We start from the raw sequence: 16,647 nt of genomic DNA on the forward strand, positions 1-16,647 counted from the left end.
GGGGAGTTTTAGGTATTTGATCGCATCCAATTATTAGTATGGATAAAAATATGCTTGCTACCAAGAAAATATTAGTTCGTTTTTTCATGTAAGCTCCGAAATATAAGGGGTGATATTTGGTAAGATAAACCAACTCAACAAATCAACAACACGTGTAAAAAACTTGTTCTGAGAAATGAATTAATTCAGAACAAGTTCTCTATAACAACTCAACTTAATTCAATAAATAAATTATTGATTAAGTTTAATCAACAACACAAAACAAAATTTAAAATACTTGGAGTTTAATCTCCTAAAGCATTTATTTTACCATTGATATGCTTTGTCTTATCAATGATCTTTCCGGTGTTATCTACAACACCAGCATGACAATAAACGCATGCGGTTAAACTTGATGGAAGATGTCCTTCAGGCGAAGGATCGTTTGGATTAGATGCTTTTCCATGACAAGTTCCGCATGCTATTTCACTTCCATCGACTTTATTCCATTTCACTGTACGATTTGCACCGACCATTTTATCAGATGTATAAGCGTAGCGTCTTGCAGAGGTCGTTGAATCTTTATAAAAAGTAAAATTGCCGTGACAGTAAACATTCGAACACGATATAGTCGATGATGAATAGCCTGGCTTTTTATCGCTTGCAGTTGTAAATGAAGCAAGTTTTCCAAAAATAATTTCCGCCGGGAGATCGGAATCCACATGTCCTGTATCAAAATAATTAACAGGAATTTTATGACACTCCGCACACTCAACTGTATTCCCCAGCACGTTATTCCTCAGGTGTTTTGAATGTGCGCCCACGCCTCTCAAGGTATCCACAATACCTCCGCTTAGATCTCTCGGCGGTGAAATTCTATCTTTATTTGAAAAATCTCCATGACACGTATTGCATTCTTCCGGTCCTTTTGGATTTGCATGGCAGCCAGAGCTCAAGCATGTTTTTCCGGTCGTTCCGCCAGTGTAATTAACAGCATGGCATGATTGGCATTGTTTTAAATCCCATGCAAAGTTTTTTACAAGTTTGCCGTGAAAATTATCAGAAGCTGGGTTTAAAATGCCTGTTTTATGAATTGCAACACTCGATGGAGGAGTAATACTTGTCTGCAGTTCACTGCATCCAAAAAACGAAATAATTAAAATTCCGATTGAAACTAAAAGAAAAATATTTTTTTTCATTGTCATATTCACTTATTTGATTTTTTCATTGTGACAGGTTATACATGTAGGGTCTTGACCCTGTACGTCATGACAAGAAATACATCTTTCAATATCTCTTCTTCCAAGCTTTGCATGCTCTCCACCGCCTGAACCTTTACCAAAAGTTACAAATCCTGGTTTGAGATGAGAAGATGGCATTGCACCTCCCAATGAAATATCACCACCAGTAAGTCCGTGACAGCTTACACAAAACTCTTCAACTTGATGGCAGCTTTGACACTCTTTTGTTTTTCCTTTCAGATCAATTCCATGAGTAAATCTATAATTTAAATCGTGAACGCGAGTGACTTGCTGTTGTTTTGCTCCATCAATAAAATTGGATGGAACATTCGGTTGATAAAAATCGCTTGCTGTATTTTTCTCAGTCAGCATTGTCGTTCCGACATGACACGTTGAACATGAATTATTGTCGTGACACATCATACAATCAGCATTTGTTTTTGAAGCGGCAAATTTATGCAATGTGGTAAAGTTTGATTTTTTGTGGTCATTCGGAAGTAGATTTGCAGTCGACACATGACAGGCTTCACAACTGTTGGTTGCTACCTTTTTCTCGTTATGACAATTATAGCAGGACTTCATTGTTGGTTTGGAATTAGGTGATTCAAAACTGTAATCAACTTTGTCCAATCCTAAATGACACGAAGTGCATTGTAATTCTTGCTCCTTATGAAAAGCATGATTGAATATTATTTGTGACTTTTTCTGAACAAGAGGTTCGTTCACGTCCTCATAATGACATTTTGAGCATGCATCAGTATCTTGAACATCGTGACAAGTTGCGCAGTCATCTTTAGTCGGAAGAAGAGGCGATTTTAAATTTTCTGCTTTTGCTGCCCCGGAATGGCACGATTCGCAGTCGGTTAATTCACTGTGAAATTGATGCGAAAACTTAATTATTTCTTTATTGTATTTTTTATCAAACGGGACAGTTGTAAATGCAGTGAAGAAAAGAAATCCAATAATTCCAATGGTTAGTATCGAATAAAAATGTTTCATCTTCATATTACATCAACCCCAAATTTGTGTTAAACCAATAATTAATTTTGAAGAAGAGTCGATAATCGTTTTTGTAAATTTTGTTATTCATGTATTGTCCTTGAAGATCAAACGAAAGTATTCTCCAAGGGCGGTAGTTAAATCCAGCAAGTAGAGAAAGAACATTATTTTTCTCATCACTTGCAGAGAGCTTATAACCGCTGTACGATAATCCAAGACTTGGTGTAACTAATCCACAAAACAATGGATAAGCCGAATAAAGAGAAACATTATCAATCTCACCAGCATAGCCGAGACTTTTTCGGTAAGTAATTGTTCCGAAGGGAATTATTAAGCCTGCAGTAATTCGAGTTGAGTTTTCGTCTTTATAAGTTACATAACCGAATTTTCCAATTGCAGTCAAGAATGAATTAAATCGGTAATCAACTCCTGCTTCAACCTCCTGAGAATTTTCAACTGCAGCTTCAAATATTGTGAAGTATGAATTATAACGGATTAGCGGCTCTCGCATGTTGTAATACAAATTCAATCCCATATTTTTCATTGGATTGAATGAAGCAGTTGCTTCAATCTTTGTGGGCTTTTTATAATTTAAATCGTAATCCAAGCGGGTGTCAACTGAAAGGTTATCGGTGAACTCATATCCAAGTTCTGCTGACAGAAGTTTGAATTGGCTTGCACCTCTTTTTATTAGAAGTGTATCGGCATTGAATAGATCATCTAACCTAACTGCAGAATACTCTTCCTGCTTAAAATTCTTGTTGATATACCCAAGAGCAAAATGAAGATTTTCTATTGCACTTGTGGCAAATTTCAAACCGAATAAATAATCTTCACTAAACTTGTCGGTCATTTTTAGTTTTTGATATGCGGGAACATTTCCACCGTAGTAGGTCGATAATTTGAAGTTTTCATATTTTAACTCAAGTGCAGCACCATCAAAAATCCCACTCGCTACAGAATGAAAAAGTGGTTGACGACCTATCTTCAGTGTGGCAAAATCAAAAAGATTTCTGGCTTCAAAATAGAGATTATAAACTCTGACTCTGGGATCGTAGTCGAACTTTTTCAACAAATCTTTTTCAAAATTGAAGGCAGTTCTGAGTGAAACATTGTTTTGATTTAGATTCAAGTTTACCATTTGAAATGAACGGAGATACTGGTTCTCTACGCCTTGTGCCTCGGCACGTTCAAATCCATAAACCGATGATGAAATTCTTCCATTAAAAGTCTGAGCAAAGGAAGATGTTAAAAACACCAGAGAAAGTAACGCGAAGATTAATTTTATTTTCATACTCTCTGCGAATTAGTTAATAATATTATTGATTATTACTTGTAGCGCTTCCATGATTTTAGAATAAGCTAAACACAATTTTCATTCCAAAATCGGATTACTCTACATCGCAAAATTCGTAAAAAAATCTAACTATTGCTACTATTGAAAGTTGCTAATTATCAGAATTGAAAATATGTAACCGAATTAAATTATTAACTCAAAAAAATAATTGCGTCGAATACATTATTTATTGGACAATGAAAATTTCGAAGTGCAGATTTTCTAAGTTTATTGAGTTTTTTTTAGGAGGAAATAATCGGATTTCAAAATTTTTTTGCTTCTTTATCATTCTTTTTAATAGCCACTGAATTTATTTTGAAAATTAGCCCTTCTCAAAAGTGAAAAATTATTCGGTTTTTTTTGCAAACTTAATAAAGTGACACAATTGTTAATGAAGAAATAATTTGATTCTCAAGGATTTTAAAAACAATCATTAATTTCGAAGAACTCAGAAAGTGAATTCACATCTTTTTTTGTTTTTATATTTCCGATGATTTGTTCTATCGTAGAACTATTTTTATTCGTTCCGTTTCAAGTAAGATTAATAATGATGAGAGTGATGCTTCATTGTTTCCTGTTGAAGCTAGTCCGTGGATTGATTTAACTCTTCTTAAAGTTAGAAGTCAAAATATTTTTTTTGCAAGATAAAGTAATAAGCAATTTAATTTTGTCATCAAATCAATATTTGAATTTATCTTTCCGATTGGTTAGCTTAGTCCAAAATTATTTTCAGAAAAAAATATGACAAATTTTCCCGACGATTTTTGGTCGGAGCAGGACGAAACCCGCGGCGAAGGAAAAAAAGATTACGAAATTGAGCAAGTAGTTCTTTCCTTAAAGGAATATTTAGAATCTCTTGAGGCGAATGCTTTCGTCAGTGATATCGATACACTTGAAGAGAACATACAAATCGCAATCGACCTTGAAGAAAATGAAATCGGAATAAAACTATCCAATATTTTAGTAGCTCAAGCTCCGTACAATTCTGATGGCTGGCAAAAAAGAGGAATTCTCTTAAATAACTTAGAGCAGTATGAAGAAGCCGTTGAATCTTACAGAAAAGCTTATTCGCTCAATCCGCTTGACTATGAGACTCTGAATAATCTTGGCATCGCTTATGAGAATCTTAATAACTACAGTGAAGCCGCTGAAGCTTTTCAGCACGCACTAACGCTTGCACCTGGCAATGACGAAGTAATACTAAATTTAGCGCTGTCGTACCAAAAATCAGGAAACTTCGAAAGAGCGATTCAGTTTCTAAACGATAATCTTCAACACGATCCTGAAAATATTGAAGCGTTATACGAACTGGCTTTCTGCTTTGATTCACTTGAAAGATTTAATGAAGCAATAAACACATATAAAAAACTTCTCGATATTGATCCTTACAATCACCATGCATGGTATAATCTTGGAATAACCTATTCACGCTACAATCAATGGCAGAAAGCGATTGAATGCTACGATTTTGCAATTGCTATCAATGATAATTTCGCTTCTGCGTATTTCAACAAGGGGAATGCTTATTCCTATCTCGGAAAACTTGAAAATGCAATAGAAGCTTATAAGACCACAATTCAATTGGAACCTGACGATTTCACAGCTTGGTACAACCTCGGCTGCTGTTATGAAGAACAGGAAGAATTTTTAAGAGCAATTAAATCATTTGACAAAGCAATTGAGATAAATGCAGAGCATTACGAATCGTATCTTTCACGAGGATTTTGTTACGACTCCTTAGGAAAATATCATTTAGCTTTCAAGGATTTTAATAAAGCAATTGAAGTGACTTCGGAAAATATTGAAGCCTGGTACGCAAAAGGTGATTTGGAATATTCGCTCGGACAATTACAAGAATCAATAGAAAGCTACAAAAAAGTTCTCGATAAGGATCCTGAAAATACTGATGTACATTTTGATCTTGCTTTGGCTTACTACGAAATAGGCGACCTCGGCGCTTCGTTAAAATTCTTCGATCAATGCATCATGCTCGAACCTCAATGGGCAGACCCATATTTTGAACGAGCTAAAATATTTTTTGTCCTAAGCCGGACTTATGAAGCTTTTGAATCATTAAAGATGAGTTTCATTTTAGATCCAAACAAACAAAAGCTGTTTGAATCTGAATTCCCGGAAATAGTCAGTTCTAAATTGTATAAATCTATTATAAGTAAGCTGAAATAAATTTTTAGTTGTCGCTTCCCGAATTTCTCAAACTAGGTGAGATTCCCGTCTAAAGAGCTTCGTCACTCGAGCAGATCTATTACTCAGTTACTTGTTACTTGAACCAGGAGTTGGTGTCGGCATGTATTTCCAGTTATTTGTTCCATCCGGAAATCTTCCGAAAGAAGTATCGGCAAATTGAACTCCGAAACTTAGAGAATCAAGTAATTTTCGATCAGGTGTAAAGAGTGCAAGCGGCTCCCCAATTGAAGTGATCTTAAAATTCGCATGTAAAGCACCCTGCAAAGTATCGTCATCGCACCAGATCAATAGGAATCCTTTCGGTAAAATATTTACTGAAGGAAACTTCCACTTATTGGTTATGGAGAGTTTATCTGAGAGATAATACCCCGATAAATTTACAACTGTATCTGCGGCATTATAAAGTTCGATCCAATCGTCGTATTGATTTGCTTCATCCTTAATAGTTTTCGTATTCACTGCCATGAATTCATTTATGAATACCTTCGGTTTACCAGGTGTATTATCTATTGGCGGACCGATCGGTTTATCACAGCTCGAATAGATTGAGCAAATCGCAAATATTAAAACAAATATTTTTTTCATTTTAAAAACTGATTTGTGTTGATAATAAAAGCTCACTGACTGCTGGCGAACCAAACTCTTTAGAATTAACGTAATTGATTTGGCAGCGCATGTGCTTATTCGGACTCCATTCAAACTTTGAGGTAATTATATCTCGACTGTCCACATTTGATTTAACATCCTTGAAATACTTTTCGAATCGTAGTCCAATCAAGAAGTCACCGATCTCATATTCTACAGTTGCATACGCACCGCCAGTAAGCTTACCGCTTTGGCGTTTGCCAATTAGTGCCTCTCCATCGAGATAAAGTTTTTTGAAAGGTCTGACGAAAAAGTCAACTCCATTTGCGACAAAATACTTCGCTGTAATCGAATCGAGCCGCTGTGAAGAATTAACACCAATTGAAAAATCTTTTTGGTAATTAAATTCCAACCGCTGTGCGTAATTTTTCGAGTTGTTCAAATCACCCTGCAAATTTCCGGCAGTCCCGTTGTAAACTCCAGCCATAAGCTCAACCTCAAATGTTTTTGAGGTATAGAACAACCAATCGATATTTGCACCAATGTCTCTCCCTGCATATCCAATATCTTCGATCTCTTTGACAATTTTTGATATATCCACAAATATTAGCTTTTTAACAGAAGTTAATCGTTCACGACTGAATGGGATTTTTCTTTTGCCTGCACTTAGCTTAACGAATTGGTTGACTTCATAATCGAATTTTGCATCTTTAATGAGTTCGGCATCCGTAAGATCAACCTCAATTTCGGCATCAAGATTTTTGGTGATTTTAACTTCTAGTCCTGCGCGTGCTCTTTTTAGAAAAAATTCATTATTAGGGAACGCTCCGGCTTTAAAATCATACATCCATATCGGTTGAATTGTGCCGCCGATTTCTATATCCGGATACTTCTTCTTATCATCAGTCGGCTGCTGGCTTGATTGTGTATATGCACTTTCAGTTACTATGAGTATAAAAACTACAACAAAAATATTTTTCATTGATTTCATGGTTTAAGATCCAAATCCTCTTGAGGAGAAATTTTCATTCACTTTATCCGCTTTTTGTTTTATCCACATCATATCAATAATGTCAATTTTCTTGTCTTTCAATAGTTCCGTAATTGTGTCCTTTTCCTCAATCTTTTCCAAAATTATTTCATAAGTCAACGTAGTTTGCTCGGGAGCTGATTTTTTTTCTTTGGAAGAAAGTAACCTAAACTTGAATTTTTGATTGGATAAAACTTCATCAATTTCTTCAATTGTAACAAATGAAGCTAAAGAAGGAATAGCAAGTTTAAGAATGAAAATCTGGCGTACATTAAAAAATATATTTATTACGAAATCGGGAAGAAAATCAAAAAGATTAAATGCTATTCGTGCAAACAAAGCTCCGATGATTGCTAATAAATACAGCCCGACACCGCATGCCATTCCCAATCCGAGTGCAATAACTAATGAACTTGCTTCACGCGGATTGTTGAGACTATATCTATATCGTACAATAGTTGCAGCACCCATCAATCCAAATGCACGGGCAATTTCAGTTCCGATTATCATCATCATTAAAGCGGCAGCAAAACTTAGAATAACATGCGCCTCCATAACCGCAAACCCATAAGTGTCAATATTTCTTCTGTAGGAAACTAATGCACCAAGCAGTCCCGCGAGGAAGAAAGAAATTATCGTCTGCCAAACACTTGTAGAACCAGCGATCTCTGGAAGGATTGATTCTTTTTTAAGAATATCCCAAAAATCTGTTTGGGCGAATGAAATTTGAGGAACTAAAGCAACCGCCAATAATGATAGAATTACGATACTTTTTATAACTGATTTTTTATTCATATTTTTTATAAGATTAATTTATTTTAGATAATTGAATCAGTTCTTTGCGAAAGTTAGAATTTTTCTGAATGAATATAAACAATTCATTTATTTTATTTTCAAACAAAATTTACTTGGTCTCAGATGGAACAAACAGCACTCAATGAACTAAAATCGATTCTCAATGATACGGAATCCGGCAGTGCGGAAATCCTGGAAAAAATTAATTCCTTCATTATCACGCACAACTATAAATTGAGTGAACTAAAATCCGCAATCAAAGAAATTGATACACAATTTCCTCTGTTTGCTGGCATTCAAACTTATCTTTTGGAATTATATAGTTTATTGGCAAGTAATTCAATTGATGAGATAGTCCGATTTGCAAAGAAATTCAATTCTGACTTGAAAGCAAAGTTCAAACGTATCTATCAGAATGCACAATTCATTTTGCAAAATCATAATCGAATAATATCAATTTCAAATAGTCATACACTCTTCAAATATTTTCAGTTTGCGCAAAATAACAATCAAAAGTTTGCCATATTCATTCTTGAATCGCAGCCATGCGGAGAAGGAAAAACATTTTATTCAAAACTAAAAAGCATTGAGATTGATGCAAAGCTTAGAGAAGATTCCCAATTAAAAGAAACTGTTCAGCAAATCGATGCTGCAATTATAGGATGTGATATGATATCTGAATCCGGATTCGTAGTGAATAAAATTGGCAGCAGACATCTTGCAGAAGAATGCAGAGACTTTAACAAGCCATTTTATGTGCTGGGAGATAATAGCAAAATAATTTCGGATAAAACGTTAATGCAAAAAATTAACCACTCCAGTAAAACTATCAGAGGAGAATTATTTGAAATAATCGAAAAAGATTTGATCACACAAATTATTACTGATTGACTTCACAAGAAAATTTGATTCTGTTTTAAAAAAGAAAAGTCCGCCATAGCGGACTTTTCTTGCGAAGATGAAAATTACATTATCTCATCAAAACCATCTTCTTAGTATCGACATACTTTGAAGTTTCTAAACGATAAATATAAACACCTGATGTAACTGAATTTCCACTCAAGTCTTTACTATCCCAATTTGCCGTATAGTAACCAGCATTGTAGAATCCATCTGCAATTGTTGAAACAAGTTCTCCAATTGAGTTATATACACTGATTCTGACTTGATCACTTTCTGGTACACCAAATCGAATAGATGTTGTTGGGTTAAATGGATTCGGATAATTTTGACTGATGAAGTAAGCACTTGGTACTTTTTCTTCGCTGCCAACACTCACTACAATTGTTTTTCCGTGAATATTTGTTGCATGACCTGACGCCCAAGTAAGATCACGAGTTGTGTGGCAACCTAAACAAGCGAAATCAAGTGTAATTCCAACGATTGAATCTGCTGGGATTGCGACATTAAGAGAATCCGCAGTCCACATACCTTGGAATTTATTAACTGCTGAAGTTTTAATTTTCCACATGTGAGATGCTTGATCGCCGCGGTTGTTATTTTGTTTAACTGCAGTGTTGCCAATAAAAGCCATGTGGCATTGGATACAATCACCGTGAGAAATTGGAGTTCCATTAACAACGATATTGATTGCTTTGCCTGCATGACAAGGTTGACATGTTTTACCAGCAGTTTTCAATCCACCGCGATCATAAATTGTACTCTTATGAGGATTATGACAAGTTGTACATTTCATGTTGGCGTTGCGACGATGTTTTGTGAATAACATTTGATCGTATTGTTCTCTATGATCAAGAAATTGTTTGTCGGATTTAACTGGAATTCTTGTACCTTGACCGCGAGCATGACATGATTTACATCCCTCAAAACCATCGATTGTTGGTTTAATTGTTGGATTTGTAGTATGTGCCTTTGAGGGACCGTGGCAGCCTTCGCATTGCACTCCATACTCAAAAAAGTTACCATCAAAACCAGGACGACCTTCGAATCTCGTTGGCTGAGTTGATGCATTGTATGGTTTCCATCCTGTTGTATGGCAGGCACCACAATTGTATAATGCACCTGTTGGTGTACGAAGTGCAAATACAGCATTGCCGACGTTCGATGCGTTATAAGAGCTGTGTCCTTTTAAAGTTGGATGGTGTGTACCTATATTATACTGTCCTTTTGTTCCTTCGTAGATGTAACCATCTTTGCTCATCCAGCGGGCTTTCCAACCATATCCACCAATCATAAATCCAATGTTAGTATCTGCCGCTGTATAGCTGAAACCTAAAGCAGTTACTTCCGGTGCCAAAGGAACACCTTCTTCATTTGTACCTGCTGGAAATGGTTTATAAACTCCACCAACTACTTTCGAACGATCAATTTTTTGAATTTTCCATGGATGGCCGGATTTTTCAAATTCTGTAAAATCGATTGGTTTAATTGAAGTATGACACCCAACACAGGAAGCTTTTCCTGCATAATCGGACCAAAGCTGAGCGGATGCAGGCTGTGCAAAAATCATTACACAAGCTGCAAAAGTTAAGATCAATGTAGAATTTCGCATTCTACCTCCTCCTTTTTTATTGATTAATTTTTATGACATAAGCATTTAGTTCTTACTTAGTAACAATTAATATACCATGATTTTTTCCATTATTTGTGCATTTTTTTAACAAAAAGCAAGAAATAAATTCAATACTGAGAAAAGGAATAGAAGAAATTCTCAATCCTGACTCTACTTGGCAAAAGAGGGGCTGCCGAGGTGGAGGGCTAACCTCGGCAGCTTAGAGTTACGTTTTAGTGGAGGGTAATAAGGGTAACACAAAATAAGGGTAGTAACACTAGACGACAAATCATTTTACTACTCATTTTATCAACATGTAGTGCACAAATTTAGTCGTCTGCACAAAGAACTCAATATTTGTACCAAACCAAAATCCTCAATTTTGCATAAAAAATTAGATAGTTGACTATGATAATATTTCATTTTTGCAAATCATCACTTGGAAATTCTCAAAAACGATAAAAACATGAAAAAAAATAACCAGAGTTCCTCAAACAAATTTTACTTCCAATCAAGTCAAATAAATCTTTCCTAAGAACGCCCTTAAAGTTTGCATACTTTTTTGTGTGGAATTTTAGTTACTTTATTTTAAGTTAGATAAAAACCGAAATAAAAAGAATGTATCTAGAATCACTAATCGATTACGAAAAACAGATTTTACAGCTCAAAGAGAAACTTAATGCAGTAATTCTCGCTCATTATTATCAAGAATCTGAAATACAGGACATTGCTGATTTCGTGGGAGACAGCCTCGAACTCGCAAAGCAGGCTGCCTCAACCAATGCCGATGTGATAGTGTTTGCAGGTGTGCACTTCATGGCCGAAACGGCTAAAATCTTGAATCCGGATAGACTTGTGATCATTCCGGATGAAACAGCAGGATGCTCTCTATCGGATAGCTGCCCTGCGCCGCTTTTCAAAAAATTTAGGGACGAAAATCCCGAACTGGTTGCGGTTACTTACATCAACTGCTCAGCATCGGTTAAAGCTCTAAGTGATATTATCTGCACTTCTTCGAATGCTGAAAAAATTATTAATTCGATTTCAAAAGAAAAGAAGATTCTTTTTTCACCAGACCGGAATCTGGGCAAATATCTTCAGAAAAAAACTGGAAGAAAAATGATTCTCTGGCAAGGTACATGTATTGTTCACGAACAATTTGCAGACAAGAAAATCCAGCAATTAAAATTTCAAAATCCAAAGGCATTGTTAATTGCTCATCCCGAATGCGAAGAGATCGTTTTAGAACAAGCAGATTTTATTGGCTCGACGAGTAAACTTCTAAATTTTGTTAAAGAAAATTCTGCAATTGAGTTCATCGTAGCAACTGAAATTGGAATTATTCACCAAATGAAGAAAGCTTGTCCCGAAAAAATATTTATTCCCGCCCCGCCTGATTCGAATTGTGCGTGCAATGAATGTCCCCACATGAAGAAAAATACAATGGAAAAACTCTACTTGTGCATGAGAAATAAAAAACCCGAAATTGTATTAAATAAAGATTTGATTGAGAAAGCACTCATCCCAATTAAGCGGATGCTCGAGTTGAGCTAGTTAATATCTTCAATCGTTATTCTTCTTAAGAACAATTCTGAAGCATGTCCCCTCTCCGATTGCACTCGATTTAACAAATATTTTTCCTTTGTGATATTCTTCAATAATTCTTTTTGAAAGACTCAGTCCTAATCCCCAACCTCGTTTTTTCGTACTGAATCCAGGGCGAAAAACTTCTTGGCGTAGTTTCATGTCAATGCCTCTGCCTGTATCCCAGACATCAAGAATAATTTCTTTTTTAGTTTCATTAAGAACGTAGTTTATTTTACCGCTGTTAGCTTCAATTGCATCAAGAGCATTTTTTGTTAGATTTTCCACAACCCATTCGAACAGGTCAGAATTCAATTTCGCTGAAAAATTTTTAGTTGTTTCAAAAGCAAATTCAATTTGTTTTCCGGATTGCGGCACGCGGCGTTCGAAATAGGAAATTACTTTATCGACGATCGAGTTGACATTTTCTTTTTTCAATTCAGGCACTGATCCAATTTTAGAAAATCGATCCGCAATTTTTTTTAGTCTATCTAAATCGTTTTCCATCTCGTTCAATGTATCGATTACTTTATTGCTATCCTGATAATTCATTTTTAATATTTCAAGCCAACCTAACAAACTTGATAGCGGCGTGCCTAACTGATGTGCAGTCTCCTTAGACATTCCAACCCAGATTTTTCCATGTTCGCTTTTTTTCACATAGCTAAATCCAAAATATGCCATCAGGACAAAAAGAGTTGCGATGATTAATTGAATATAGGGATACAACCTGAGCTGCTCCACTAATTCAGAATCGCCGTAATGAATTCGGCTGAAAATTGAATCTTGATAAATAACATTTATCGGCGGATTTGCTTCATCCATCTGAATAATTTTATTATCAATAAATTTCTTGGCTCTTTCAAAAGTCCAACCGGAATCGACTTTGATATTTCTAATTTCAGTTCGGCTGAGAGGATCAACGTTGTTTTTTGCGTCGGTCAGTACAAGGGGAAAATCAATCTGCTGTATGATATTTTCGAAAATGAATGTATAATCAGTTCCAATATCTTCAGAGTTTGATATATATTCCAAGCCCTTTGCATATAGAGTAACAATTTGCTTTTCTCTTTCTTGAAGCTGCTTCACAATTGTATGAGTATACCATAGAGTTGCAACCGCGATCAAAAAAGCAATTACTAATAAAGTAAGTTTAATATTTACCGAAATTGATCTAAAACTTCTTTTCATTCTGCCGCCTTTTGAAAAAATTCTGCTAATCCGTTTTTCACAGCTTCAGCAATTTTATATTGGAACTCATCTGTACTTAGGAGCTTCTCTTGTTCCGGAATGATCATAAAAGCAGGTTCAATAAGAATTGCTATCGTTTCTGGTATTCTGCACATGTATAGATTGTCCCAATACAATCCAAAATCTTTCAATTTCAATTCTTGCAGAAGATTTTTGTGAATTGATTCTGCAAGCTGTCTTGCATTTTGATTATAAAAATAGACGCTTGATCCATGATGTTCAAAAGGATTTACCCCTTCGGGTAGTGCATTATTGTGGATACTGATCGAAACATCCGAATTGAACGAAAGAACTTTTTCTTTTCTCTGACGAAGAGGTATACCTTCTCCGCTATGGGTTAAGAATACAATTGCTCCCTCTTTTTCTAAAAGTTCTTTTGTCTTTAAAGAGATTTGAAGATTCACATCTTTCTCCTTTATTCCCCGTGGACCCACAGACCCAAATTCGGGATTGTGTCCAGGATCAAGCACAATTCTTCTTCCTTTGAGTGGATTCCCAAACACAAACCATTTTTTAGATATGTTCGGCGACTTTTTAATTGTCAGGACGAGAATATTTCCTTCGAACTCGTATGAGTATCCCCATAGATGTTTTTGATTTAAGTCAATTATCAATTCTAGAATGTTTTCTGAGGATTGCGTCCACTCAATATTTCGAATTAAGTCTTGAGACTTATCATAAAATATCCAATCGATATCGGACACTGCTTGAAATATTTTTACACTTAACCTCAATGGATTTGTTAATTGTCGAATTTCAAATGGAAGTTTTTGTTGTAATCCAATTTCCACTCGAACATGGTCATTGGCATCTTTAGTGCGAATAACTTCTATCGAACTTTTTGGAGGCGATATGCCTGCTGGAAGAAATCTAACTGAAGATTTCGGGACAAACACTACTTCATTCTTTGCAAGCCTGAGTCTTAACCATTCTTGAACTTCTCCATCACAAATTGCCTTCACTCCACCAGGTAGAAATAATTTGTATCCCAAACCAGGCGCGGTTCTTCCTACAACTAAGTTCGGCTCAGCAAGCAATTCAACTACATTATAATGTTGTGATTTATTTATCGAAATCTTCCCTGGGAGTGAGAAATCCAAGCTACCGAGAGTTTCATGGGATAAATGTACAACTATCGTTTTATCTTCCCATTCTTCATTCGGAAGAATAAGATGTCCTTCATAAATTCCTCTGACAGTATCATATGATAAAACAAATCCACTTCCAAAAATCGCCCCACCGAGATAATAATCATTCGACATAAATGTTTCTGTCATTGGAAATTTTTCTTTTTTGCCGGAGACAGAAAACGAAGCAGTGCAGCCTGGAGTGGCTTTAATTTTTACTTCAACTATATCGTTTGTCATAAGTTTTTGATTAACATTAGGCAGATTTTGAAATGAGGCATCGACCATGAGAACTTCAGAAGAAGTCGATGCAAGCGGAAGATTTGCACGAAGATAATGTTTATACTCCGTGGTAATACCGTTTGAAATTAATTTTATCTCAACATAAGAATTAACTTGTTGAGTTGATGAATCAGGTAACAGGATTATTAAATCGTTTGGTTCATAAATTACCTGCGTATAGTGAACGAAAGCACCATCTTCTTCGACCTGTACTTGATCTCCATTGATAAACAGCTGCGCTTTTTCAGGTGTAATAGTTCCAAGTAGATAGAACCAGCCATTTTGCGTATTAATGTAAGTACCAAGAGTTGGATGAACAATGCTAATTCTCGGCTGTTCTATTCCTTCAGTAAAATTAATTAGAGAAAAGAATGTTATAAGTACAATAAAAAGAATTTTTTTTCTAATTATCATTTACGAAAATTGTTTCAGACCTTTCTGAACCAGTTGAAACGATTCGAATCGGTACATTCAAAAATTCTTCAATAAAACTTAGGTATTTTTTAGCTTCAATGGGAAGTTCATCATAATTTGATATTCCCCTTACATTTAATTTCCAGCCTGGCAGTACAGAATAAACCGGTTCAACTTTTTCGAGAGTTTTATAGTCGATCGGGAAATAATCCAACACAATGCCATTTAGCTTATAGGAAGTACAAATTTTCAATTCAGAGAATTCAGAAAGCACGTCTAGCTTTGTTATTGCGATTGAATCATATCCATTAATCTGAGTTGAATATCTCAATGATATAAGATCAAGCCAACCGCACCTTCGAGGTCTGCCAGTAGTTGCACCAAACTCGGAACCAATTTTTCTTAGCTGTTCGCCAATTTCATTTTTTTGTTCGGTCGGAAATGGACCTTCGCCAACTCGTGTTGCATATGACTTTACAATTGCAATTGTTTCGCCAATCGCCTTAGGTGAAATTCCCAATCCAGTTAATGCACCGCCTATAGTGGGATTGGACGAAGTAACAAATGGATAATTTCCATGATCCACATCAAGGAGAGCACCTTGTGCCCCTTCAATCAATACTCTCCTGCCTTGAGCGATCGCATTATTTACAAATAGTGAATCTTTCAGAACGTATGGTTTAATGCGTTCAGCTAAATCCATCGCCTCACAAATAGCTGAATCGAAATTAATACTCTCTTGTTCGTAATAATTTTTCAGTAAAACATTTTTTTGTTTTATGCTGTTTGCGACTTTGAATCTAAGAATTTCCTCGTCGAAGAAATCAATCGCCTGAATCCCCAGACGAGCACTTTTATCTGTATACGCTGGTCCGATTCCGCGCCCTGTTGTCCCAATTTTTTGATCTTTATGTTCACTAAGATTATCAATCAGCCTGTGATAAGGCATAATTATTTGAGTGTTAGGAAGAATGAAAATTCTTCCATCTGTGTCAATGTTCAGTCCGTTCAGAAATTCAATCTCTTCAAAGAATGCAATTGGATCTAAAACGACTCCATTTCCAATGACGCAAGTCACTTTATCATGAAGAATACCTGATGGGATTAGGTGAAGAATATATTTTTCATCTTTAACGATTACAGTATGTCCTGCGTTTGCACCTCCTTGAAAACGTGCAACTACGTCACAATCACAGCTAAGTATATCGACAATTTTACCCTTGCCTTCATCACCCCATTGAGCACCCAAAACTACTATAGCGTTCATTAACTCCTCTTTAATCAAAAAAAAACTCCGAATTAGTTAG

General features: G+C 35.7%; 13 protein-coding genes. 3 read left to right on the forward strand and 10 right to left on the reverse strand.

All coding sequences use genetic code 11. The features are described 5' to 3' along the window. Window positions 1–284: 284 nt before the first annotated feature. Genes FJ213_08240 through lptD form a run of 3 tightly spaced genes read right to left on the reverse strand, consistent with a single transcriptional unit; the run spans window position 285 to window position 3,513 of the window. Window positions 285–1,184, reverse strand: coding sequence for a hypothetical protein (locus FJ213_08240; GenBank protein ID MBM4176147.1), 900 nt, complete (start codon window positions 1,182–1,184; stop codon window positions 285–287). 6 nt (window positions 1,185–1,190) lie between these two features. Next, window positions 1,191–2,225 carry a cytochrome C gene (locus FJ213_08245; GenBank protein ID MBM4176148.1) on the reverse strand — a complete coding sequence of 345 codons (1,035 nt, stop codon included), beginning with the start codon at window positions 2,223–2,225 and terminating at the stop codon, window positions 1,191–1,193. A 1-nt stretch (window position 2,226) separates the two neighbouring features. Then, window positions 2,227–3,513 (reverse strand): LPS assembly protein LptD, encoded by a 1,287-nt coding sequence (lptD, locus tag FJ213_08250; GenBank protein MBM4176149.1) that lies wholly within the window; start codon window positions 3,511–3,513, stop codon window positions 2,227–2,229. Between the two features lie 783 nt (window positions 3,514–4,296). Here lptD and FJ213_08255 point away from each other — a divergent pair. Next, window positions 4,297–5,739 carry a tetratricopeptide repeat protein gene (locus tag FJ213_08255; protein MBM4176150.1) on the forward strand — a complete coding sequence of 481 codons (1,443 nt, stop codon included), beginning with the start codon at window positions 4,297–4,299 and terminating at the stop codon, window positions 5,737–5,739. A gap of 87 nt (window positions 5,740–5,826) precedes the next feature. Here FJ213_08255 and FJ213_08260 read toward each other — a convergent pair whose 3' ends face one another. The 3 genes from FJ213_08260 to FJ213_08270 are packed head-to-tail and all read right to left on the reverse strand — an operon-like array spanning window position 5,827 to window position 8,170. Further along, a complete protein-coding gene (locus tag FJ213_08260; protein ID MBM4176151.1) occupies window positions 5,827–6,345 on the reverse strand; it encodes a lamin tail domain-containing protein in 519 nt (172 codons plus the stop codon). Window position 6,346: 1 nt separating this feature from the next. Beyond that, on the reverse strand, window positions 6,347–7,336 hold the full coding sequence (locus FJ213_08265; protein MBM4176152.1) for a hypothetical protein: 990 nt from the start codon (window positions 7,334–7,336) through the stop codon (window positions 6,347–6,349). Between the two features lie 3 nt (window positions 7,337–7,339). Beyond that, on the reverse strand, window positions 7,340–8,170 hold the full coding sequence (locus FJ213_08270) for an MgtC/SapB family protein (protein ID MBM4176153.1): 831 nt from the start codon (window positions 8,168–8,170) through the stop codon (window positions 7,340–7,342). 123 nt (window positions 8,171–8,293) lie between these two features. Here FJ213_08270 and FJ213_08275 point away from each other — a divergent pair, with 123 nt between their 5' ends. Continuing rightward, on the forward strand, window positions 8,294–9,061 hold the full coding sequence (locus FJ213_08275; GenBank protein MBM4176154.1) for a hypothetical protein: 768 nt from the start codon (window positions 8,294–8,296) through the stop codon (window positions 9,059–9,061). 79 nt (window positions 9,062–9,140) lie between these two features. Here FJ213_08275 and FJ213_08280 read toward each other — a convergent pair whose 3' ends face one another. Next, a complete protein-coding gene (locus FJ213_08280) occupies window positions 9,141–10,682 on the reverse strand; it encodes a T9SS type A sorting domain-containing protein (protein ID MBM4176155.1) in 1,542 nt (513 codons plus the stop codon). Between the two features lie 618 nt (window positions 10,683–11,300). Between FJ213_08280 and nadA the strand changes: the two genes are divergently transcribed. Then, window positions 11,301–12,236 carry a quinolinate synthase NadA gene (gene nadA, locus FJ213_08285; protein MBM4176156.1) on the forward strand — a complete coding sequence of 312 codons (936 nt, stop codon included), beginning with the start codon at window positions 11,301–11,303 and terminating at the stop codon, window positions 12,234–12,236. 9 nt (window positions 12,237–12,245) lie between these two features. Here the strand turns inward: nadA and FJ213_08290 are convergent, their stop codons facing one another. From FJ213_08290 to FJ213_08300, 3 genes are read right to left on the reverse strand one after another with little or no spacing between them, the layout of a single operon-like run. Next, on the reverse strand, window positions 12,246–13,457 hold the full coding sequence (locus FJ213_08290) for a HAMP domain-containing histidine kinase (GenBank protein ID MBM4176157.1): 1,212 nt from the start codon (window positions 13,455–13,457) through the stop codon (window positions 12,246–12,248). Then, complete coding sequence (locus FJ213_08295) at window positions 13,454–15,340, reverse strand: hypothetical protein (protein ID MBM4176158.1); 1,887 nt, start codon at window positions 15,338–15,340, stop codon at window positions 13,454–13,456. The genes FJ213_08290 and FJ213_08295 overlap by 4 nt, the downstream gene beginning before the upstream one ends. Next, window positions 15,330–16,607, reverse strand: a complete 1,278-nt coding sequence (locus tag FJ213_08300) for an adenylosuccinate synthase (GenBank protein MBM4176159.1) — start codon at window positions 16,605–16,607, stop codon at window positions 15,330–15,332. Before FJ213_08300 ends, FJ213_08295 begins: the two co-directional genes overlap by 11 nt. Window positions 16,608–16,647: the final 40 nt, after the last annotated feature.

Source organism: Ignavibacteria bacterium (assembly GCA_016873845.1).
Lineage (GTDB): Bacteria > Bacteroidota > Ignavibacteria > Ch128b > Ch128b > JAHJVF01.